General features: G+C 65.3%; 19 protein-coding genes. 9 read left to right on the top strand and 10 right to left on the bottom strand.

Annotated elements, in window-relative coordinates:
• Positions 1–10: 10 nt before the first annotated feature.
• The 3 genes from VE759_RS00295 to VE759_RS00285 all read right to left on the bottom strand — a co-directional run bounded on the left by VE759_RS00295 (position 11) and on the right by VE759_RS00285 (position 2,246).
• A complete protein-coding gene (locus VE759_RS00295) occupies positions 11–523 on the bottom strand; it encodes a DUF3145 domain-containing protein (protein ID WP_324927039.1) in 513 nt (170 codons plus the stop codon).
• A gap of 107 nt (positions 524–630) precedes the next feature.
• The gene (locus tag VE759_RS00290) at positions 631–1,455 is read right to left on the bottom strand and encodes a serine hydrolase domain-containing protein (RefSeq protein ID WP_324927036.1); all 825 of its coding nucleotides are present in this window, start codon (positions 1,453–1,455) and stop codon (positions 631–633) included.
• A 119-nt stretch (positions 1,456–1,574) separates the two neighbouring features.
• On the bottom strand, positions 1,575–2,246 hold the full coding sequence (locus VE759_RS00285) for a TetR/AcrR family transcriptional regulator (protein WP_324927033.1): 672 nt from the start codon (positions 2,244–2,246) through the stop codon (positions 1,575–1,577).
• 104 nt (positions 2,247–2,350) lie between these two features.
• Here VE759_RS00285 and VE759_RS00280 point away from each other — a divergent pair, with 104 nt between their 5' ends.
• Both VE759_RS00280 and VE759_RS00275 read left to right on the top strand, forming a co-directional pair.
• Complete coding sequence (locus VE759_RS00280) at positions 2,351–3,310, top strand: SDR family oxidoreductase (protein WP_324927031.1); 960 nt, start codon at positions 2,351–2,353, stop codon at positions 3,308–3,310.
• A gap of 27 nt (positions 3,311–3,337) precedes the next feature.
• Entirely contained in the window at positions 3,338–4,417 is a 1,080-nt protein-coding gene (locus tag VE759_RS00275; protein ID WP_324927028.1) for an SAM-dependent methyltransferase, read from the top strand.
• Positions 4,418–4,456: 39 nt separating this feature from the next.
• On the opposite strand, the gene VE759_RS00270 is transcribed toward VE759_RS00275, so the two are convergent.
• Both VE759_RS00270 and VE759_RS00265 read right to left on the bottom strand, forming a co-directional pair.
• Positions 4,457–6,190 (bottom strand): Hsp70 family protein, encoded by a 1,734-nt coding sequence (locus VE759_RS00270; protein ID WP_324927026.1) that lies wholly within the window; start codon positions 6,188–6,190, stop codon positions 4,457–4,459.
• A 31-nt stretch (positions 6,191–6,221) separates the two neighbouring features.
• Positions 6,222–7,295, bottom strand: a complete 1,074-nt coding sequence (locus VE759_RS00265) for a dihydrodipicolinate reductase (protein ID WP_324927024.1) — start codon at positions 7,293–7,295, stop codon at positions 6,222–6,224.
• Positions 7,296–7,362: 67 nt separating this feature from the next.
• Here VE759_RS00265 and VE759_RS00260 point away from each other — a divergent pair, with 67 nt between their 5' ends.
• Positions 7,363–8,646: a cytochrome P450 gene (locus VE759_RS00260; RefSeq protein WP_324927021.1), complete on the top strand. Its 1,284-nt coding sequence runs from the start codon at positions 7,363–7,365 to the stop codon at positions 8,644–8,646.
• Positions 8,647–8,680: 34 nt separating this feature from the next.
• Here VE759_RS00260 and VE759_RS00255 read toward each other — a convergent pair whose 3' ends face one another.
• Positions 8,681–9,094, bottom strand: coding sequence for a hypothetical protein (locus tag VE759_RS00255; RefSeq protein WP_324927018.1), 414 nt, complete (start codon positions 9,092–9,094; stop codon positions 8,681–8,683).
• Positions 9,095–9,409: 315 nt separating this feature from the next.
• Here VE759_RS00255 and VE759_RS00250 point away from each other — a divergent pair, with 315 nt between their 5' ends.
• The 3 genes from VE759_RS00250 to VE759_RS00240 all read left to right on the top strand — a co-directional run bounded on the left by VE759_RS00250 (position 9,410) and on the right by VE759_RS00240 (position 13,236).
• Positions 9,410–10,573 carry an NAD(P)/FAD-dependent oxidoreductase gene (locus VE759_RS00250; protein WP_324927236.1) on the top strand — a complete coding sequence of 388 codons (1,164 nt, stop codon included), beginning with the start codon at positions 9,410–9,412 and terminating at the stop codon, positions 10,571–10,573.
• A 220-nt stretch (positions 10,574–10,793) separates the two neighbouring features.
• Positions 10,794–12,131: a cytochrome P450 gene (locus VE759_RS00245; RefSeq protein WP_324927015.1), complete on the top strand. Its 1,338-nt coding sequence runs from the start codon at positions 10,794–10,796 to the stop codon at positions 12,129–12,131.
• A 100-nt stretch (positions 12,132–12,231) separates the two neighbouring features.
• Complete coding sequence (locus VE759_RS00240) at positions 12,232–13,236, top strand: medium chain dehydrogenase/reductase family protein (protein ID WP_324927012.1); 1,005 nt, start codon at positions 12,232–12,234, stop codon at positions 13,234–13,236.
• A 4-nt stretch (positions 13,237–13,240) separates the two neighbouring features.
• On the opposite strand, the gene VE759_RS00235 is transcribed toward VE759_RS00240, so the two are convergent.
• On the bottom strand, positions 13,241–14,107 hold the full coding sequence (locus tag VE759_RS00235; protein ID WP_324927011.1) for an SDR family NAD(P)-dependent oxidoreductase: 867 nt from the start codon (positions 14,105–14,107) through the stop codon (positions 13,241–13,243).
• A gap of 260 nt (positions 14,108–14,367) precedes the next feature.
• On the opposite strand from VE759_RS00235, the gene VE759_RS00230 reads away from it, so the two are divergent.
• Positions 14,368–15,867, top strand: a complete 1,500-nt coding sequence (locus VE759_RS00230; RefSeq protein WP_324927008.1) for an NAD(P)/FAD-dependent oxidoreductase — start codon at positions 14,368–14,370, stop codon at positions 15,865–15,867.
• Between the two features lie 18 nt (positions 15,868–15,885).
• Here VE759_RS00230 and VE759_RS00225 read toward each other — a convergent pair whose 3' ends face one another.
• The 3 genes from VE759_RS00225 to VE759_RS00215 all read right to left on the bottom strand — a co-directional run bounded on the left by VE759_RS00225 (position 15,886) and on the right by VE759_RS00215 (position 17,685).
• On the bottom strand, positions 15,886–16,431 hold the full coding sequence (locus tag VE759_RS00225; protein ID WP_324927233.1) for a helix-turn-helix domain-containing protein: 546 nt from the start codon (positions 16,429–16,431) through the stop codon (positions 15,886–15,888).
• 197 nt (positions 16,432–16,628) lie between these two features.
• Positions 16,629–17,195, bottom strand: a complete 567-nt coding sequence (locus VE759_RS00220; protein ID WP_324927005.1) for a hypothetical protein — start codon at positions 17,193–17,195, stop codon at positions 16,629–16,631.
• Between the two features lie 157 nt (positions 17,196–17,352).
• On the bottom strand, positions 17,353–17,685 hold the full coding sequence (locus tag VE759_RS00215; protein WP_324927002.1) for a DUF732 domain-containing protein: 333 nt from the start codon (positions 17,683–17,685) through the stop codon (positions 17,353–17,355).
• Positions 17,686–18,114: 429 nt separating this feature from the next.
• Between VE759_RS00215 and VE759_RS00210 the strand changes: the two genes are divergently transcribed.
• Both VE759_RS00210 and VE759_RS00205 read left to right on the top strand, forming a co-directional pair.
• Positions 18,115–18,519, top strand: a complete 405-nt coding sequence (locus VE759_RS00210) for an MmpS family transport accessory protein (RefSeq protein ID WP_324926999.1) — start codon at positions 18,115–18,117, stop codon at positions 18,517–18,519.
• A complete protein-coding gene (locus tag VE759_RS00205) occupies positions 18,516–21,407 on the top strand; it encodes an MMPL family transporter (protein WP_324926996.1) in 2,892 nt (963 codons plus the stop codon). The genes VE759_RS00210 and VE759_RS00205 overlap by 4 nt, the downstream gene beginning before the upstream one ends.
• The last annotated feature ends 76 nt before the right edge of the window (positions 21,408–21,483 follow it).

The following is a 21,483-nucleotide window of genomic DNA, read 5'->3' as shown; positions in this document are numbered from 1 at the left end:
TGCCACGCCGCTAACCCACTCCCCGGCTGAGCCAAGACACCTCGGCGCCGTCCCCACCGTTTCGATACGGCTCGAGCGCCTCGTCCCATGCCGTGCCCAGCACCGAGTCCAGTTCGGCCAGCAACGTGTCGGCGCCCGCGGCCATCAGCGTGCGCAGCCGCATCTCCCCGACCACGATGTCGCCGTTGGCGCTCATCGCGCCGCCCCACAATCCGAGCTGCGGCGTATGGCAGAAGCGATGCCCGTCGACGCCCGCGCTGGGATCCTCGGTGACCTCGAACCGCAGCACCGGCCACGACCGCAGCGCGTTGGCCAGCCGGGCGCCGGTCCCCACCGGGCCGACCCAGTTCGTGACCGCACGCAGCTGTCCAGGCATCGCCGGCTGAGGAGTCCACTTCAGGTCCGCGCGGGCCTGCAGGGTCGACGACAGCGCCCACTCGACATGCGGGCACACCGCCGCGGGCGAGGCGTGGATGTAGACCACGCCGGTCGTCGCGTCGGCGAACTGGTTCGACGCACGCATCTGTTGCTCCTTCGGCTCCACGAGGGACGTCTTCCCCAACGACCTGGCGAAACCGACGAGCAGCTGTGCCGTGCGTGCCTATTGTGCCTTGTGAGGCATGTGTTGCGCTAGTCTGCGGCAAATTCGGCGAGAACCGTGTCTGAGAACCGGGGCCAGCAATCGCGTGCCCAGTCGTCGAAGTTGCGGTCCGCGAGCACGACGAGGGCCAAGTCACGCGCGGGATCAACCCATATGAAGGTGCCGGACTGGCCGAAATGCCCATATGTGCGCCCTGAATTCGTAGCGCCGGTCCAGTGCGGCGACTTGTCGTCCCTGATCTCGAAGCCGAGGCCCCAGTCGTTGGGCCGCTGCACTCCGAAGCCGGGCAGCACCCCGTCAAGTCCCGGAAACTGCACCGATATCGCTTCGTCGTGCAACTGTGTCGAAACCGTCGCCGGCCGCAGCAAGTCGCCGGCGAACACGGCCAGGTCCGCCACGGTGGAGCTAGCACCGAACCCCGCGACCTCCGCGCCGCCGCCCAGCGTGGTTTCCGCCATGCCCAGCGGTTCGAAGATCGCCTCGCCCAGATACCGGGAGAACTCGATGCCGGACTTCTGTTCGACCGTCTCGGCGACCACTTGGAAGCCGTAGTTGGAGTACACGCGGCGCTTGCCCGGCTCGGCCATCTGGTCGTCCGACCGCATCGACAGCCCGGACGCATGCGACAGCAGATGCCGCACCGTCGACCCCGGCGGGCCCGCCGGCGTATCCAACTCGACCACGCCCTCTTCCACCGCGACGTGTACCGCGCGCGCAACCAGCGGCTTGGTCACCGACGCCAACCGGAAGCGCCGACGCGTGTCGCCGTATTCGGCCAACACACCCGACGTCCCGACAACGGCCGCGGCCACATTCGAGCACGGCCACTCAGCGATGGCGTCAAGCGCGGACATCCCGACCAGCTTAGAGGCCTTCACCGTTGAGCCACATAGTGATGCGGCGGCGTCGCGGTGTTCTGTTGCGGGTCGTCATGTGGCCGAAGCTACGCCGACGCCACCTCCGACGCGGTGATTCAGCCGCTCCGAACGGCCGCGCCGACGAGCCAGGTCACCAGCCCGTCGCGCAACCCGTCGGCGAATCGCTCCCGCGGATTGGGCATGCCGATTTCGGCCATCGCGATCCGCACCGACTCGGTCGGCATCGAGAACGGATACATGCCGGCGGCCAGCGCCAGTGCCCCCTCGGCAAAGAGAGCCGCCGATTCCGGCGCAAGCCACGGCAGCTGGCGGCTTACCAACCGCGCCAACGCATCGATGTCTTCCATCGCACGCACCTTGAAGTCCCGGGCAAAGGAAGTCGAGATGTTGCGCTCCAGCACGCCTGCCATCGCGCTGATCAACTCACACAGCAGCGGTCGATCCGCCAGCGAGTCGGCAATCGTCGTGCCGACCCGGAACTCGTTGGCGTAGCTGCTCTTTCGCGGCCGAGGCTTGCCGAGCAATGCTTCCAGCTCCGCCAGCCATGACCGAATCTCCTCATCGAGCAACTCGAGAAAAATCGCCTCCCGGCTGTCGAAGTAGCGCAGCACGTTGGACTTCGCCAGCCCCACCCGTGCGCTGAGCTCGCGCAGGCTGATTTCGGTGACGCCCTTCTCGGCCAGCATCGCCCGCGCCGACTCCAGAATCGCCGCCCGTCGGGCTGCCATCTGTTCGGGCCGCCGAGCCCGCTGGAAGGTGAACGTCACGTCTCTAAACTATCAGACCGCTGGACTCTTGTTATCAGCCCATCGGTCCGTTATTATCGGGGCAGCCAAGACAAACGAGGCAGCCCAGACCAAGGAGTGATGCCATGGCTCGCGAAACCTTCGACACCGACGTTCCCAACTTGTCCGGAAGGATGGCCGTTGTGACGGGCGCCAACAGCGGGCTCGGGTTCGGCCTCGCCACTCGGCTGTCGGCGGCCGGCGCCGATGTGGTGATGGCCATCCGCAACCAGAGCAAGGGCGAAGCCGCCATCCAGCGGATCCGCCAACAGGTGCCCGACGCGAAGCTCACCATCAAGCGCCTCGACCTGGCGTCGCTGGCCAGCGTCAAGGCGCTCGCCGAGGAACTCAATGCCGAGGGCCGCCCAATCGACATCCTGGTCAACAACGCGGGCATCATGCAGCCGCCGCAGCGGGAAGCCACCGAGGACGGTTTCGAGCTGCAATTCGGCTGTAATCACCTGGGGCACTTCGCATTGACCGGTCAGCTGCTTCCCCTGTTGCGGGCCGCAGGCAGCGCACGGGTGACGTCGCTTTCCAGCATTGCCGCCCGACTGGGCGGGATCAACTTCGATGACATCAATTGGGAGAAGCACTACAACCCCACCGGCGCCTACAACCAGTCCAAATCGGCGACGCTGATGTTCGCGCTCGAGCTCGACCGGCGCAGCCGTGAGGCCGGCTGGGGCATCGTGTCCAACGCGGCTCACCCCGGCCTAACGAAGACCAACCTGCAGCTCAGCGGGCCGTCACACGGCCGAGAGACCCCGTCGCTGTTGGAGCGGTTCTACCGGCTCACCCGCGTCGTCGCTCCGTTCGTCTGGCAGGACATCGAGGTGGGCATCCTGCCCGCGCTGTACGCCGCGACCAGTCCACAGGCCGAGGGTGGCGGCTACTACGGGCCAAGGGGTATCGGTGAGCTGACCGGCGCGACCGCGCGCGCCGCGATCCCGGATCGTGCAAGTAACCCGGCCGACCTGAAGCGGTTGTGGGAGATCTCCGAACAGCTCACGGGCGTGGTGTATCCGAAAGGAAACTCCGTGTAGCAGCCGATCCGGCGCTAATGTCTCGGCATGTCACCGGACGTGCCAGTTCGGCCGGCGCCGTTGGAGGCAGGCGGTGCCTATAACCGCAGGTCCCGCGTACAAGCGGCCGGCCTGTTGCCGGCCGTGGGGCTCTTCGAGGACGCGGCCGCGCACGTCGAGCTGCCTCGGGCCCCACAGCCGATTGTCATCGCCGATTACGGCGCGTCGGCCGGACACAACTCGCTGCTGCCCATCGGCGCGGCGATCACGCGCCTGCGCAAGCGCGCAGAGCCGGGTCGCGCGATCTGCGTCCTGCACACCGACGTGGCCGAGAACGACTACACGACTCTGTTCCACACACTCGCCACGGACGCCCATAGCTATCTGCGTGACGATCCCGCCGTTTTCCCCTCCGCGGTGGGTAGGTCGTTCTACCAACAGATTTTGCCGTCCAACACCGTGACACTCGGCTGGAGTTCGTGGGCGGTGCACTGGCTCAGCCGCGTGCCTGCCTCGATTCCGGATCACATACAGATCGCCTACAGCCGCGACGACGCAGCCCGCGGTGCCTACACCCGGCAGGCCGCCGACGATTGGATCGCGTTCCTGACGGCCCGCAGCCGCGAGCTGGTGCCAGGCGGTCAGCTCGTGGTGCTGACGATGGCACTCGACGACGGCGACTTCGGTTACACGCCACTGCTTCAAGGCATCGTCGCCGAGCTAGCCGGCATGGCCGGCGAGGGCGCGGTCAGCCGGGACGAGGTGAGCAGGATGGCGCTGCCGACCGTCGCGCGCAGCGAGGCCGACCTCACCGCACCATTCGCACCCAGAGGGCGCTTCGCCGGACTGACGATCGAGCATTTCCAGACATTCGTTGCAGACGACGAGATTTGGCGAAGATTCGCAACCGATCGCCAGGCTGACGATTTTGCTGCTCGCTGGACGGCCTTCGCACGCGCATCGGTGTTTCCCACGCTCGCAACGGCGTTGGACGACGGGCCGCAGCGTGTCCGGCAGTTCTTCGACCGGCTGGAATCAGGCCTTACTACGCGCCTCGCCGCAGCACCGGAACCCATAAAGATCCCGTTGGCCAAAATGCTTCTGGTCAAGCAGAGTTGGCCGCGCTGACGGCCGCTACCTAGAACCCGACGCTGGCCAGTCTGCGCATCACGGGCCTGCCGGCGCTTGAGGTTGAGGGATGAACGGCGGCAGTCCCGGAATCGTCGGGATCGGGGGGATCGTCGGGATAAGCGGCCCTTGAGTCGTCGACGGAGGTTGGGTCGTCGGCGCTGGGGCCTCCGAGGTGGGCGTTTCGGTGGACGGCGGCGGCGCGGCCGGCGGCGGGGCTGCGGGCGGCGCCTGGGTGCTCGGCGCCGGCGGCGGGACGGTGACCGTGCGGGTTTTCGGCGCCTGCGGCTCAACCGGGGCGGGAGCCTCCGTCGCCGGCGGCGGTGTCGTGGGCGCCACGGTCGGGGCCGGGGTCGGCGTGGTTGTGGTCGTCACCGAAGTTGGACTGGTGCCGTGGCGCAGAGCCATAAACGCGATGACCGCGCACAGCAACAGCACCGCGAGTAGCGCCCCGATCACCGGCAGTGGGCGGCGGTACCAGCGCGGTTTCGCTTGCGCCTCCTCGTACGCATCGCCTTCCGGCTGCTCAAACTCGACGAGCGGACGGGCGCCGGTGGCACCGCCGGCTGTCGGATAGTCGCCGGAATAATCGCCGGCGTAATCGGTGAAGTCCTCGGTTTCGTCGTCGGCTTCCGACCAGGCCAGCGCCCGGAAGGTGCCCGACGGTTCGCCCGCATACGGCACCGCGGCCAACGGTGCGGCCGCGGCCAGAGCCGTCGCGCCCTCGTCGGCCGGCCCGCGTCCGCCGCGAAGCGCCGCGCCCGTGGCGGCCGCCAATTCCGGCCGAGGCGCGGTGATCACCGGCACACGCAGATGTTCGGACAGCGTGGTGATGACCGCCGGGATGTTCGCGCCCCCACCGACTGCGGCAACAGCGACCAGGTCAGCCGGACGAATCCCGCTGCGGTCCATAGTGTCTCGCACCACAGCGATGCATTCCTCAAGAGGCGGGCGGATTTCGTCCTCGAGCTCATTGCGAGTGAGCCGGATATCGCTGCGAGAGCCCGGCAAGTCTGCGACCAACGACGTCACCGTGGCGCCCGACAGCCGCTCCTTGGCCGCTCGGCACTCGGCACGCAGCCGGTTCAGCGAACCGATGGCCGAGGTGCCGGAGACGTCGACCGATCCGGCGCTTGACAGGTCGGCGATCACGTGCCTCAACAGCGCCTGGTCGACCAGATCGCCGGAAAAGTCGACATGGCGAACCGTCGGGCCGACTGGCTGAAAGCCGTTCGCCGCGTCGGCCAGCGTGATGCTGGTGCCGGTGCCGCCGAAGTCGCACAGTGCGATCACGCCCCGCGCGGGCACACCGGGATTGTCCCGCAGCGCGGTCAGCGCGGCCGTCGCATCCGACAACGGCGCCGCCGGATTCGTGCCGCGCGACCATTCCGGCAGCGCGGACAGTGCTCGGCCCAATGCCTCCACGCTCGCCGGGCGCCAGTGCGTGGGGTGGGTGACGGTCGGCGGCTCGGCCGGTGGCCGGCCGTCGGTGGCCGCGTACAGCAGCGCGCGCAGTGCGTCGGCCAGGAGCACCTCGCCTCGGTGTGTCGAGCCGTCCGAAGCCACGATGCCCACGGGGTCGCCGACGCGGTCAACGAAGCCGCTGACGACGAGGCCGCGCTCGTCGAGGTTTGGGTTTTCCGACGGCACACCCACCTCAGGTTGCCGGTGCCGGAAAAGCGTCAGCACCGATTTCCGCGTCACCACCGCGCGCCCGGGCACCACCGCGGCCAAGTTGGTCGCACCGACCGACAACCCGACGGTCTCCGCCATGGCTGGAACCCTAGCGCTAGCGGTCGATTGTTCAGCGAATGGTCCCGGCCCCGGGAATCAGCGGCAGATCCAGTGCAGTCACCCAGCCGGGTGCGAGGTCGTTGACCGCGGGCACCGCGTTGAGTGCGCGCATGCCCGTCGCGAGGCAACCGGCCGCGGCGGCGTCACGGCCCGACCCATCGGTGAACCGAAAAGCAGTCTCCTGGAAAATGCTTGGCGTTCCCTCGATGTCGACGCGGTACACGTCGTCCTGGGTTCCTGACGGCCAATCCGGCGCGGCGTCGTGCCCGATGCGGTTGACGTGCTCGAGTTGGATGCGGGTGCGGCCCCGGTAGACGCCGTTGATCGTGAAGCGGATCGCCGCGACATGCCCCGGCTGGATGACCCCCTTTGCGGTTTTGCGCTCGTTGGGTGTCGCCCATTTCTCCCACGTGGTTGTGATCTGGTCGAGCATGATTCCCGCGGCGTGTGCGATCATCGGAACCGTTGCGCCCCAAGCAAATACAAGCACGTCGCTGTTTTCCATCAGGGGACGGAACTCCGGCGGCTTGCCAATGCCCATCTCGTTTTCGTAGTCACCCTCATAGTTGGTGTAGTCCAGCAGCTCCGAGGCGCGCACGTTGCGCACCTCCGAGCAAATCCCCATCAATGTGATCGGGAACAGGTCGTTGGCGAATCCGGGGTCGATGCCGGTGGTGAAGCACGACGCCTCCCCCAGCTCGCATGCCTCGGTGATCGGCACGATCCAGTTCGGCGGATTTAAGTGCATCGTCGGCCACACCCACGGCGTCATCGCGGTCGAGCAGACGTCGATGCCGGCGCGCAGGAACCGGGTGATCAGCCGGATGTTGTCGTCGGCGTGTGCGGCGGTCGGACCGTAATGGACGAGCGCGTCGGGCTTCAATTCGATCAGCGCGTCGACGTCGTCGGTGGCGGTCACACCGAGGGGCTCCGGCACGCCACAGATATCGCCGACGTCACGGCCGACCTTCTCTGGGTTGCTCACCCCGACGCCCACCAGCTCGAACAATGGGTGCTTGACGATTTCGGGGATCACCAGCTTGCCGACGAAGCCGGTGCCCCACACCACGATGCGCTTGGCCACCGCCTCACTCTAAGCGCGCAACGATAAGCTGAGCTCGTCTCTCTCAACGAAGTGGGGACGGCCGATTATGGGTATCGCAACTCGGGTCAACGGCACACCACCCGCCGACGTGCCACTGGACCAAATCGATCTCTCGTCGTGGGACTTCTGGGCTCGCGATGACGACTTCCGCGACGGCGCATTCGCGACACTGCGGCGGGTGGCGCCGATCTCATTTCACGCCGCCTTGGATTCGCCCGGCGTCGAAGACCACCTCGGACATTGGGCGCTGACCAAATTTGACGATGTATGGCACGCCAGCCGCCATCCGCACATCTTCAGCTCGAGTCCGAGCATCGTCATCAGCGACTCCAACACCGAGCTTTCGGAGTATTTCGGGTCGATGATTGTGATGGATGATCCGCGCCATGCACGGCTGCGCAACATCGTCCGGAAGGCGTTCACCCCAAAGGTCGTCGCGCACACCGAAGCCTCCGTTCGAGAGCGCGCGCGCCGACTGGTTGCGGACATGATCGCGCGGCACCCCGATGGCGCCGGCGAAGTCGTCTCCGAACTGGCCGGCCCCCTCCCGCTGCAGGTTATTTGCGACATGATGGGCATCCCCGAAGACGATCATCAGAAGGTGTTCCACTGGACGAACGTCATTCTCGGGTTCGGCGACCCTGACATCGCGACGGACTACGGCGAATTCGTGAAGGTGGCAACGGACATCGGCGCCTATGCCGCCGCGATGGCCGAAGACCGACGGGTCAACCCCCACGACGACCTGACCACTGCGCTCGTGCAGGCCGAGGTCGACGGTGAGCGGCTGACGTCGGCCGAGATCGCGTCGTTTTTCATCCTGCTGGTGGTCGCCGGCAACGAAACCACCCGCAATGCGATCAGCCATGGCGTGCTCGCCCTGTCCCGCTACCCCGAGGAGCGCAAGAAGTGGTGGGCGGAGTACGACAGAATCGCCCCCACCGCTGTGGAGGAGATCGTGCGATGGGCGTCGCCGGTGGTCTACATGCGCCGCAGAGTGGTCGAAGATACCGAACTGAACGGGACGAAGTTGGTAGCGGGCGACAAGATCACGTTGTGGTATTGCTCAGCCAACCGCGACGAGACCACGTTTTCCGATGCGTGGACGTTCGACGTCACGCGCGCCCCGAATCCCCACGCCGGCTTCGGCGGCGGCGGCACGCATTTCTGTCTTGGCGCCAACCTAGCCCGCCGCGAAATCACCGTCGCGTTCGAGGAGCTGTACCGCCAGATACCGGACACTGTCGCAACCGAGGAACCGGCGCGGTTATTGTCGCCGTTCATCCACGGGATCAAGCAATTGCCGGTGGCCTGGACCCCGCCCCGCTGACGCTACGCCGCCGACGCTCAGCCGCCGCCTGCGCTCAGCCGCCGACGTTCATCCCCGGCTGCGGGCCCACCGGGGTCGGGGTGACCGTCGTGACGCCGTTGCTGCCAACGTGAGGTGGCCCTGGGACGCCGGGCGCGCCGGGCGCGCCAGCCGGCTGCGGGGCGTCGGCGGGCGGTTGCGCCGCCTTGGTGCAGTTCAGCATCAGCGAGATGCGCGCCTTGGGCAGCATCTTCTGGCTCTCGACGACGCACTGGGCCTGGGGCACGTCGCTGCCGACCGAGCCGCCGAAAACGGCCTTGTAGCCCTGCTGCTTCAGCAGCGCCTCAGCCTTGCCGAACGGCTGGCCGGAGACGTCGAGCGGGGCGTCGCTGACGGCGTGGCCAGCGGTGATCAGCGCCATCGAGACCGCCGCGAAGGATCCGCCGGCCAAGGCGACAAGCTTCCTCACATGACCTCCACCTTGTGTCTGCGCCGTGCGAAACATAGCGCAGAACCGCCGGTCATGAAACCCGTGGCAACGGCAGGGTGCGCCAGATCTGTTTGCTGAGCTGGTGAACCACGACGAACGGCCCGACGTGTCACTGAGAGGGTTTGACGGCTGCGGAGGGGAGGTCAGCGCATAGTGACTCAGCTGGAATCGGTGCACGACGAAACCTCCCCTGCTCCGGCGCGGAGCCGGACCTGAGGCGGGAGCGATTCATGATGCGTGCCGTGCGAACATAACTCCACCGATCAGGAGGCGGCAGTGGCCGAGCACCAGGCAGTGGCCGAGCACCAGGTAGTGGTCGTGGGGGCGGGCCCGGCGGGTCTCTCGGTCGCGCTGAGTCTGCGTGACCGCGGCTTGCGCCCACTGCTGATCGACCGGGCCGACGGCGTGGGCTCATCCTGGCGCGGCCGCTACGACAAGCTGCGACTCAACACGGGCAAACAGCTCTCCCATCTGCCGAACCGCCCATACCCCAAGCACACGCCGGTGTTTCCGACCCGGGATCAGGTCGTCGAACATCTTGACCGCCACGCCCGCGAGGACGGCATCGAACTGCGGCTCAACACCGAGGTCAAACGAATCGATCCACGACCAGGCGGCTGGTGTCTGCGAACCTCCGGCGACGACATCGATAGCCGCCAGGTGGTGGTCGCCACGGGATACGAGCACACCCCTCGAATCCCGAACTGGCCGGGCCGCGAAACCTTCACCGGAGAAATGCTGCACTCGGCGGCGTATCGCAACCCGGCGCCGTACCTCGACAAGTGCGTTCTCGTCGTCGGTGCCGGCTCGTCGGCAATGGAGATCGTCCACGACGTTGCCACCGGCGGGGCGGCCAAGGCTTGGCTGGCCGTGCGCACGCCGCCGAACATCATGTTGCGCGCGTTGCCCTTCGGCTTTCCGTCCGATTTCATTGCGGCGCCGCTGTACAGCGCGCCGACCTGGTTCTCCGACACGATGGCGGAATTGGGGCGCCGAATCAGCATCGGGGACCTGACGGAATTCGGCTTGCCGAAGCCACCCGAGGGCGTGTTCAGTCGGGGAATCCGGCTCGGTCGGGCGCCCGCGATCGTCGACAAAGCCGTGCTCACCGCGATCCGGGATCGGCTGATCGAGGTGGTTCCCACCATCGATCACTTCGAGGGCAACATGACGTGCCTGATCGACGGGCGACGCATCGGCCCCGATGTGGTCATATGTGCGACGGGGTACTCCCACGGGTTGGAATCGTTGGTAGGACACCTCGGCGTGCTCGACGAACGCGGGGTGCCGCGGGCTGCCGGCGAGGTGCCCGCCGCCGAGGGCTTGCGGTTCGTCGGCTTCATGTCGCGCCCGGGGCTCATCGCATTCGTGGCCCGGCAGTCCCGCGTGGTCGCGGCGCACATCGTCGAGGAACTCCTGTCGTCGCCGCACCGTGACTCTGCAAAGCACACCAGCTAAACGATTTGAATCCGAAACTAGGCAATACCCCGCTTACCAGCGGAAACGCATGTGGTCACACTGCGGACCCTTTGACCTCGCAAAATTGACGGCGGCTTCACAAAAACACGGCGGAATTCCGCCTGAACCTCCCAGCCGCTGATCTCGTGGCAGTTAATGAGACCCAGTTAATGAGACAAGGCAAGTAGACGATCAGTGCACGACCGTTGGGAGGCCGTCGGTGCATGCCGGTTCGTCGGGGCCAGGACACGACTCATGGCGCGATTGGCTGCGCTCGGCGCGCGCCGGCATGGACCCGGACCGCTTCATGCGCCAGCATGCCGGCGACAAGGAACCATTCACGGTCATCTTCCCCGGCATGGGTCCGGTCCACTTCGTTGCGACCCGCGAGGCCGCCCGCGAAATCCTGACCACACCGCGGGAAGTCTTGTGCGCTCCGACGCCGAACCCGATCGAGCCGATCGTCGGACCGGAATCGGTGATCCTGACGTCGGGCGCGGTGCACCGCCGCCAGCGCACCCTGCTGTCCCCGGCGTTTCACGGCGCACAGATGAGAGAGCATGCCGACGGCATGGCGCGAGCCGTTGTCGACGAGATCGAGCCGTGGCGGGCCGGCGACCGGGTCGCGCTGCACGCGACGGCACAGTCGATCACGCTGCGGATCATTATTCGGACGGTGCTCGGCGTCGAGGCAGGACCTCGCTGCGAGGCGTACGCGGTAGTGGTCAGCGCGCTGATGAACGCGAACACCGCGCCGCTGATGCTGCTGCCGAGCTTGCGCAAGAACTTGGCGGGGCTGGGACCGTGGGCACGACTCGTCCGACTCCGGACGCAGTTCGACGGCATGCTGTCCGATCAGATCCGACTCGGTCCGCAATGTCCGGTCACCGGACGGGGTCCCATTCTCACCCAGCTGTTGTCGGAGGCCGAGGACGACGTCGGCGCCGCGCTCGACGCCGAGGAGCTGCAGCAGCAACTGCGCACTCTCGTCGTTGCCGGCCACGACACCACCGCCGCCGCGCTGGCCTGGACGCTGTACCACATTCATCACGAGCCGGGTGTAAGGGAGCGACTGACCGACGAACTGTGCACCGACCCGGCGCCGGAACAAATGGCGAAAATGCCGTATTTGTCGGCGGTCATCGCCGAAACCCTGCGGATGCATCCCGCGGTGCCGGTCGTGCTGCGAAAGCTCGTTGAGCCACGAACGATCTGCGGAGTACGGCTCTCGTCCGGCGAAATCGTCGGAATCGCAGTGCCGGCAGTGCATTTCAACCCGGAGCTGTTCCCGGACCCGTATCGGTTCGACGCCGATCGCTTTTTGGCGTACCGTCCGACGCCCTTCGAGTACATGCCGTTCGGCGGCGGGTATCGGCGCTGTCTCGGTGCTGCGTTCGCGATGTACGAGTTGGCGGTGGCTGTCGGGACGATGATGGGCATGGTGGCGCTGGCCATGCCGGCCAGGGAACGCCGCAGAAAGCCGCCCCGATCGGTGCCACGCGGCATCGCCGTCGTTCCGCGACGGGACGTGAAACTGCTCGTAACGGAACGTCTTTGAATATCGCGCGCCAGAGTCACACGCGTTGACGCCATGATCGTGGGCACACCCTTGTCACCGTGAACCGCCGACCGCATAGAGTTCGCATCGAGGAGGAGCCATGCGCGCAGTCGTCATCACTAAACACGGCGACCCATCGGTCCTGAAGGTGCAAGACCGGCCGGACCCGCCGCCGCCCACTGCCGGTCAGGTGCGCATCGCCGTACGAGCGGCGGGTGTCAACTTCGCCGATCATCTCGCCCGTGTCGGCCTGTACCCGGATGCGCCCAAGCCGCCATGCGTCGTCGGCTACGAGGTGGCCGGGACGATAGCGGCGGTCGGCGATGGCGTCGACCCCGGGCGGGTCGGCGAACGGGTCTTGGCCGGCACTCGCTTCGGCGGTTACGCCGAGATCGTCAACGTTCGCGCTCTCGACACGGTCGGGCTGCCGGAATCCATGAGCTTCGAGCAGGGTGCCGCAATCCCCGTCAACTATTCCACCGCCTGGGCCGCGCTGCACGGCTACGGGTCGCTGCGGACCGGCGAGCGCGTGCTCGTGCACGCGGCGGCGGGCGGTGTCGGCATCGCGGCGGTCCAGCTCGCCAAGGCCACCGGCGCGGAGGTGCACGGCACTGCGTCGCCCACCAAGCACAAGCGGCTCACCGAGCTTGGCGTGGACCGTGCGATCGACTATCGGCGCGCCGGCTGGTGGAAAGGCGTGGGCCCGTACGACATTGTGCTCGACGCGATCGGCGGCAGGTCGCTGCGGCGGTCCTACGAGTTGTTGCGGCCAGGCGGACGGCTCGTCGCATACGGGTTGTCGGCGATGCAGCAGGGCGAGACTCGCTCGCTGCGCAGAGCTGCGCCACAGGCGTTAGCAATGTTTCGTGGGTTCAATCTGATCAGGCAGCTCGAGGAGTCGAAGGCCGTCATCGGGCTGAACATGCTGCGCCTGTGGGATGACCGCGGCACGCTAGAACCGTGGATCGGCCCCCTGTCTGCGGCACTTACCGACGGCACCGTATCACCGGTAGTGCACGCCGCAGTGCCGTTTGACAAGGCGCCCGAGGCGCACCGCATCCTTGCCGCGCGGGAAAACGTCGGCAAGGTCGTGCTGGTGCCGTAGGGACCTAGGCCTGCTGTGGCGCAACCGCTCTGGTGCGCCGTCTGAGGAGCGATTCGAATCCGCTCATCACGTCGTAGTAACGGCTCGGAGCCAGCCGCGCGAGTGCGTCAAACACATAGGCGTCCGGGCCGACCAGGATGCGCGCCTTACCTTGTTCGACGCCGCGATGGATGATCGCGGCGGCCTTGTCCGGCTGAGTCATCGCGATCGCCGCGAATTCGGCGCTCATCTGTTCGTGCGTGCGGCCGCGGCCGTCCGGATCCCTGCGGAAGCGGGCATTGCGAACGATGTTGGTGTTGATACCCCCCGGGTGGACGTTGATCGCCGTCACGCCGGTGCCGCGCAATTCTTGCCGCAGCGAATCGGTGAACCCGCGGACCGCGAACTTCGCCGAGCAGTAAGCACTTTGATTGGGCATGCCGACGAGCCCGAACACGCTTGAAGTGTTGACGATCGCGCCGTCGTCCTGTGTGACGAGGATCGGCAGGAACGCCCGGGTGCCGTTAACGACACCATGGAAGTTGATGTTCCACAGCCAGTCGTCGTCCTCCGGAATCGCGTCGAGGACGCTGGAGGCGACGGCGACGCCGGCGTTGTTGAACACCGCGCCCAGCGACTGCGGCGCCCAATCTCGGACCTGGGCGGCGAAATCATGCTGCGCCTCGGCGTCACGCACATCCAGCACTCGTGCCAGCGACGGCCCGAGAAGCGAGGTCTCGGTCTCCTTCAGGCCCTTTTCGTCGACATCGGCGATGGCTACCGGGCAACCATGGGCCGAAAGCCGTTGCGCCAGCGCGCGTCCGATGCCTGACGCCGCGCCCGTGATCACCACGGTGCGGCCGCTGATCGTCCTGCGCCGTAATCTGCTCATCGCTGCTCCTCGCGTTCGGTGTGGGTGCCGGGTCCCCAGGTCGCTTGCTCAGTGATCAGATCGAGGACGCGATTCCACGCGCCTCACCCAGGTCGCCACCCTTCCATCGTGGTACTGCCAGGTACCGCCCACGGTACGCCAACGTACCGGCCCCGTACAACCGTTCCCGGCTTCGCTTCCCTGGCACGCCCGGGCCTGGTACGGTCTAGTACCAACGACTGGTACGTGTTCGTACCAGCTGCTCGTACGAGAGGTTAGGCATGTCGAGTGGACCGATCGAACACAGCGACGTCGTGATCGTCGGGGCCGGCCTGTCCGGCGTCGGCGCGGCGTGTCATCTTCGGCGCGAATGCCCGAACAAGTCGGTGGTGGTGCTCGAGGCCCGCGAATCCATCGGCGGCACGTGGGACCTCTTCCGCTATCCCGGCATCCGTTCCGACTCGGACATGTTCACCCTCGGCTACCGGTTCCGCCCATGGACCGAGCCCAAGGCGATCTCCGATGGCCCGAGCATCCTGCGCTACATCAATGACACCGCGGACGAATTCGATGTCCGGCGTCTCGTCAGGCTCAACCATCGCGTCCTCGATGCCAGTTGGAACAGCGACGAATCACGTTGGACCGTCAGCGTGCATCGCAGCGACATTGCCGCGTCGGCGACATTCAGCTGCCAATTCCTGTACGTCTGCTCCGGTTACTACCGCTACGACGAGGGCTTCTCCCCCAGCTTTCCCGGTGTAGAGCGTTTCGGCGGGCCAGTGATCCATCCCCAACACTGGCCGGAGGACTTGGATTACCGCGGCAAGCGTGTGGTCGTTATCGGAAGCGGCGCAACCGCGGTCACGCTGGTGCCGACGCTCGCCGAGTCCGCTGAACACGTCACGATGCTGCAGCGCTCACCCAGCTACATCGCGGCCCGTCCGGCGCGCGATCCGATCGCCGATCGACTGCGGGCATGGCTTCCGCAGAAGCCGGCGTACGGGATCGTTCGATGGAAGAACGCGCTCGAGGGAACCGCCTTCTTTCAGCTCAGCCGCCGCAGGCCCGAATTGATGAAGGCGCTGTTGCGCAAGGCCGCAACCAAGCAACTGCCCGACGGCTATGCCGTCGACACGCACTTTGCGCCGACGTACAACCCGTGGGATCAGCGGATGTGTCTCGTGCCAGACGGCGACCTGTTCACCGCGATCCGCGAAGGCCGTGCATCGGTGGTGACTGACCACATCGACAGCTTCACCGAATCGGGCATTCGGCTGCGGTCGGGCGCCGAGCTCGTTGCCGACATCGTGGTGAGCGCGACCGGACTGAACCTGCTTGCCATCGGCGGCATGCGCCTTGTGATCGACGACCGGCCCGTGGAGCTCTCAGAAACGGTGTCGTACAAGGGCATGATGCTGTCCGGCGTCCCCAACTTCGCGTGGACGATCGGCTACACCAACGCCTCGTGGACACTCAAGGCCGACCTCGTCGCCGAGTATGTGTGCCGGCTGCTCAACCACATGGACCGACATGACTACGCGGCGGTCACTCCCGACGCAAGCAGGACGACGGCCGCCGATCGGATCATCGACTTGGCGTCGGGCTACGTATTACGAAGTGCCGCGGAGCTACCAAAACAAGGCGAGCGCGCGCCTTGGCGCCTGCACCAAAACTACGTCCGCGACGTCCGCCTGCTCCGGCGCGGTCCCATCGACGACGATGTCGTTTTCACGCCTGCTGGCTCAGGCATGCGGCGGCGCGCGGAAATGAGCATCGCGTAGATCCCCGTGGCGCAGCCGTTAACGCGGTGCGACCAGGGCGATGGAGGCATCGACGGCTTCCTGCGTGACATCGCTGATCTGACCGCCACTCTCGACTGTGACGGCCGTCAGCTCCCGCAGCCCGCCGATCAACATGATCGCGCGCAATCGCGATACCGGCTCAATACCGGCAGCGCGCAATTCGCTTGTGTCACTGAGTATTTGGACCATGACGATGAACTGCTCCATGACATCGCGCTGCAGCCGCCGCGCCGCGGCGCCGAGGCCCGGCACGTCGCGAATCCAACTCAGCGTCAGGCTGGGCGTGGACTCCGCGGAGGCGATCCACGCCTCTACCGCGTGCCGCACCTGTGTTTCCCAGGGCGCGGTCCGGTCGACCGCGGCATAGATCTGCCGGATCATCTCCGCGGTGTTGTCGTTGTGCAGCGCCACGAAACAGTCCTCCTTGCTGGAGAAATGTTCGTAGAACGTCCTGCGCGAAGTGCGCGCGCGCCGCACGATGTCGGCCACCGTCGTCCGCGTGTAGCCGCTGTCCGCGATTGAGCCGGCAAGCCCGTCGAGCAGCCGCTGCCGGAATCCACCCGGATCGTCGTTGCTGGTCGGCCGGCTCGCGCGTTCGCGCTCTGCGGTCTTCGCCGTGGTCACGCATTCCTCTCGTTCGCCGAGCCTTCGCCGAGCCATCGTCGTAGATCGTACTGTCGGAGCGCGTCGGCGCAGCGCAACCGCCGCGCAGCGCGCCGACCGTAGTGTTTGACGACAGCCTATGCCGCAGGTGGCGACAATTCGCCGGGGATCACCGTGTTGGCCTCACAGTGCGGCCAGGTCGGGCATTGCAGCGGGTAAAGCTCGACCGGGATGCGCAACGGCGACAAATATTTGAGCGTGAACGGCTCCTTCACCAGCCCAGGCCGTAGCCCACACACGGCGGCATGGGTCGTCGTCTGCGTGCCGGTGAGCGTCGCATCGTCCCATGCATACACCTGCTGTGCCGGCGCCTTGCTGCCATCCGGGCAGGTCATCTGTGCTTGTTGATTCACCACAGTCCAAAGCGGAATGCCCTGTGCCGCGTTGGTGCTCAGCCGGGCGTCGCCGCTGAACCCCGGCTCATCGCTCAGCGGCCCATGATTCGGCAGTGAACTTTGTACGTGCAGAGTGCAGCCGGCGGGAACGCACGTCGGATAGATGGACCACTGGTATGGCGCCACGCCCTGTTGTTGGTAGAGGTAGACGCCGTCCATCGGTTCGTCCGCCGCGGCGGGGCTCGCTGATCCGAGAGCAGTGGCAGCGCAGACGGCGGCTGCTGTCAGCATCCGAATGATGGCCGGCATTCGATGAGTATCGCAGCGCTGCCGCAAACCGAACAGCAGATTCCGCACATCGCGGCGGCAAGCCGGTTCGCGACCCCCTCAATGGCAGCCGACCAGCGACTTCGATGCGGGCGCGATCGGGCACCAACAGCATCGCCGTGATTGACCGGCCGTCGCGTCAGGTGGGCGCCGCTGCAGCCCTTTCCAGGACGGGTCTCAGCTCGGGACAGTAGAAGTCGATCGAGGTGGCGAGAAATTGCCACGACTGTGCCACGGTCGAGTGTGGGGGCAGGTTGCGGAGAATGAAATCGGCCGACTTGTACGCATCGGCGTCCTGGCCGATGCCGAGCCGTTTGCAAACGATCTTGCCCAGCCACGCGTTGTAGTCCTTGGGACCGTAGACGCCGTAGGTGTGGAGCCGAGCAGCGAAATCGGCATCCACGTCGGCGTGCGCCGGCGCCGCCAGCGCGATCGCCAACGCGGCGATTGCGCCGAGCCAGCCTGCCTTCATGGGCTGGAGTGTATCCCCGCACGGCCGGTCGACCCAGCCCCGTTGCCGCTGTGGGCATCGTCACGTATTGGGTCACGCCCGGTGACCAGTCCAGCGCATCTCTCGCGAAACATGTTGCACCGCAGGTCTATTCGGATTGTTTGCGCATCCATGCCGTCGGTCCACCGCCGCTACGGCGGGCGGCGCTAACTGGGAGGTGGGCGCCGCTCGATCTCTCAGTTCCGAGCCTAAGTTTTCCGGATTCTGTTAAGTGAACTAATCTCTCCGTTAAATCGGCTAACCGGTCGGGACCATGGGAGAAGGCGGTGGACATGGCACGGATACGCTACCGAACGCACCTCTGCACGACGCGGAGATGACCGTCGACCGTCGAAAAACGGATGACGGGTTCGGGGGATCACGACCATGAAACTTCTCAAGCGAATCTGGATGCCGCTGATCATCGTGGTCGCGGTCGCCATCGCGGGATTCGGCGTCTATCGGTTTCACGGAGTGTTCGGCAAGACCGAAACCACGCGAGCGGGCAGTGGCCTAGCCAATGACCCCAAGCCGTTCAATCCCAAGCGTGTGACCTATGAGATCTTCGGACCCGAAGGGACCGTGGCGACCATCAACTACCTCGACCTCCAGGCGCAGCCGCAGGAAGTAAAGGACACCACCCTGCCGTGGTCGATCACCCTGACGACCACCGCCCCCGCGGCCAGCGCCAACATCGTCGCCCAGGGCGATAGCAGCAGCATCGGCTGCCGCATCACCGTGAACGGTGAGGTCAAGGATCAGAAAGTCGCCGAAGAAGTCAACGCCCAGACCTTCTGTCTGGTGAAATCCGCATGAGCAACAAGCATGTCGGCGCCCACCCGATCATCCCCCACGTAATTCGGCTGTTCTGTGTGCCGATCCTGTTGTTCTGGCTGGGGCTCACGGTCCTCGTGAACGTCGCCGCACCACAGTTGGAAACAGTCGGACAAAACCACTCGGTGTCGTTGGCCCCCAACGATGCGCCGTCGATGCAGGCGATGCAGCGCGTCGGCAAGGATTTCCAGGAGTTCGACTCCAACAGCTCCGTGATGGTAGTGCTGGAAGGCGACCAGCCACTCGGAGACGACGCCCACCACTTCTACGACGGGTTGGTCAAAAAGCTCGAAGCGGACAAGAAGCACATCGAGCACATTCAGGACTTCTGGGGTGATCCGCTGACCGCGGCAGGATCGCAAAGCGCCGACAACAAGGCCGCGTACGTGCAGCTGTACCTGGCCGGCAACCAGGGTGAGAGCTTGGCCAACGAGTCTGTCGAAGCGGTCCGGAACATCGTGGCGAATACTCCCCCGCCGCCCGGGGTCAAGGCCTATGTCACCGGTCCCGCGGCTCTCATGGCCGACCAACAGCACGCCGGCGACAAGAGCATCAGGATGATCACGATGGTGACCATCGGGGTCATCTTCATCATGCTGCTGTTGGTCTACCGCTCGATCATCACGGTGCTTCTCGTCCTCGCCATGGTCTTCATCGAGCTGGCAGCAGCCCGGGGAATCGTGGCCTGCCTCGGCTACTACGACTTGATCGGGCTTTCGACGTTCGCGGTCAATCTGCTCACGACGCTCGCGATCGCGGCGGGAACCGATTACGCGATATTTCTCGTGGGCCGTTATCACGAGGCGCGTGGGGCCGGCGAGGATCGCGCAGCCGCCTTCTACACCATGTATCACGGGACCGCCCACGTCATCCTGGGCTCAGGTTTGACGATCGCCGGTGCGACCTATTGCCTAAGCTTCACCCGGCTGCCCTACTTCCAGACTCTCGGCGTGCCCTTGGCGATAGGAATGCTGGTCGCAGTCGTGGCCGCACTGACCATGGCGCCCGCGCTGATCACGGCTGCCAGTCGTTTCGGCCTCTTCGAGCCGAAGCGGAAGATGAATACGCGTGGCTGGCGTCGGGTAGGCACGGCGGTCGTGCGCTGGCCCGTCCCGATCCTCGCCGCAGCGACCGCACTGTGCCTCGTGGGCCTGCTGGCGCTCCCTGGCTACAAGCCGAGCTACAACGACCGCAATTACCTGCCTCCCAATATCCCGGCAAACCTCGGGTACGCGGCGGCCGACCGGCATTTTCCGCAGGCCCGGATGAATCCGGAATTGCTGCTCATCGAAACTGACCACGATGTGCGCAATCCCGCCAACATGCTGGTCGTCGACCGGGTTGCCAAAGGCGTTTTCCACATCCCCGGTATCGGCCGGGTGCAGACCATCACCAGGCCGCTGGGCACGCCCATCGAACACACGTCGATCCCGTTCCAGATCAGCATGCAGGGCACCACCCAGACAATGAATATGGATTATATGCAAGCCCGCATGAATGACATGTCCGTCATGGCTGATCAAATGCAGACCGTGATCAACACCATGCAACAAATGATGAATCTGGTCGGACAAATCAGCGACACCACTCATTCCATGGTTGGCAAAATGCATGGCATGGTGAACGACATCAATGACTTAAGACAGCACATTGCCGATTTCGATGATTTCTGGCGGCCTATCCGTAACTATTTCTACTGGGAACCGCACTGCTTCGACATCCCCATCTGCTGGTCAATCAGAGCGATATTCGACGCGCTCGACGGTATCGACACGTTGACCGACGACATTCAGAATCTCATGCCGGATTTGGATCGCTTGGATTCGCTCATGCCGCAGATGCTTGCGCTGCTGCCGCCGATGATCAACACGATGAAGACCATGCGGACCATGATGCTGACGATGCGCAGCACCTTCGGCGGTCTGCAGGACCAGATGCAGGCCATGCAGCAGAATGCGACCGCGATGGGCCAGGCCTTCGACGCGTCGAAGAACGACGATTCCTTCTATCTGCCACCGGAGGTCTTCGACAACCCCGATTTCAAACGTGGTCTGAAGATGTTCGTGTCACCGGACGGCAAGGCCGTGCGGTTCATCATCTCGCATGAGGGAGATCCCGCGACGCCCGAGGGAATCTCCCACATCGACGCCATCAAGAATGCGGCGTTCGAAGCCATCAAGGGAACCCCGTTGGAGGGTTCCAAGATCTATCTGGGCGGCACTGCTGCGACCTATAAGGACATGCAACACGGCTCGAACTACGATCTCCTGATCGCCGGAATATCGTCGCTTTGCCTGATTTTCATCATCATGCTGATCCTCACCCGAAGTGTGATCGCCGCATTTACCATTGTCGGGACAGTGCTTCTGTCACTAGGCACTTCCTTTGGACTTTCCGTGCTCATCTGGCAGGACTTTATGGGCATCAATTTGCACTGGATGATTCTGGCGATGTCGGTCATCATCCTCTTGGCGGTGGGCTCCGACTACAACCTGCTGCTGGTGTCGCGGTTCAAGGAAGAAATTCACGCCGGGTTGAACACGGGAATTATCCGAGCGATGGCCGGCACGGGTGCGGTGGTCACATCCGCCGGGCTTGTGTTCGCCTTCACCATGGGTTCGATGGTGGTGAGTGACCTCATCGTCGTCGGTCAGGTAGGCACGACGATCGGGCTCGGCCTGTTGTTCGACACTCTGGTGATTCGTTCGTTCATGACACCGTCCATCGCCGCGCTTCTCGGCCGCTGGTTCTGGTGGCCGCAACGAGTACGCGCCCGACCGGTGCCGCAACCGTGGCCTTCCGGGCGAGGCGAATCCGACCCCGACTCGACTGATCGCATGCGCGTAGGCGCAAATCCTTCAAATCCTTGAGAAATTATCGTGAGCGGTATGCCTGAGTTTGGCCTGGATCGTGTACTGCGCGGCGACGCTAAGGAAATCGACCACT

It is taken from the genome of Mycobacterium sp., assembly GCF_035640695.1.
Classification (GTDB): domain Bacteria; phylum Actinomycetota; class Actinomycetes; order Mycobacteriales; family Mycobacteriaceae; genus Mycobacterium.
This window is presented reverse-complemented; position numbering and strand designations above follow the sequence as displayed.

What these genes read in the sequence shown, in the direction of transcription:
- VE759_RS00295 (WP_324927039.1), bottom strand. Translation starts at nt 523, where the DNA reads ATGCGTGCGTCGAACCAGTTCGCCGACGCGACGACCGGCGTGGTCTAC.
- VE759_RS00290 (WP_324927036.1), bottom strand. Translation starts at nt 1,455, where the DNA reads ATGTCCGCGCTTGACGCCATCGCTGAGTGGCCGTGCTCGAATGTGGCC.
- VE759_RS00280 (WP_324927031.1), top strand. Translation starts at nt 2,351, where the DNA reads ATGGCTCGCGAAACCTTCGACACCGACGTTCCCAACTTGTCCGGAAGG.
- VE759_RS00275 (WP_324927028.1), top strand. Translation starts at nt 3,338, where the DNA reads ATGTCACCGGACGTGCCAGTTCGGCCGGCGCCGTTGGAGGCAGGCGGT.
- VE759_RS00270 (WP_324927026.1), bottom strand. Translation starts at nt 6,190, where the DNA reads ATGGCGGAGACCGTCGGGTTGTCGGTCGGTGCGACCAACTTGGCCGCG.
- VE759_RS00260 (WP_324927021.1), top strand. Translation starts at nt 7,363, where the DNA reads ATGGGTATCGCAACTCGGGTCAACGGCACACCACCCGCCGACGTGCCA.
- VE759_RS00240 (WP_324927012.1), top strand. Translation starts at nt 12,232, where the DNA reads ATGCGCGCAGTCGTCATCACTAAACACGGCGACCCATCGGTCCTGAAG.
- VE759_RS00235 (WP_324927011.1), bottom strand. Translation starts at nt 14,107, where the DNA reads ATGAGCAGATTACGGCGCAGGACGATCAGCGGCCGCACCGTGGTGATC.
- VE759_RS00230 (WP_324927008.1), top strand. Translation starts at nt 14,368, where the DNA reads ATGTCGAGTGGACCGATCGAACACAGCGACGTCGTGATCGTCGGGGCC.
- VE759_RS00220 (WP_324927005.1), bottom strand. Translation starts at nt 17,195, where the DNA reads ATGCCGGCCATCATTCGGATGCTGACAGCAGCCGCCGTCTGCGCTGCC.
- VE759_RS00215 (WP_324927002.1), bottom strand. Translation starts at nt 17,685, where the DNA reads ATGAAGGCAGGCTGGCTCGGCGCAATCGCCGCGTTGGCGATCGCGCTG.
- VE759_RS00210 (WP_324926999.1), top strand. Translation starts at nt 18,115, where the DNA reads ATGCCGCTGATCATCGTGGTCGCGGTCGCCATCGCGGGATTCGGCGTC.
- VE759_RS00205 (WP_324926996.1), top strand. Translation starts at nt 18,516, where the DNA reads ATGAGCAACAAGCATGTCGGCGCCCACCCGATCATCCCCCACGTAATT.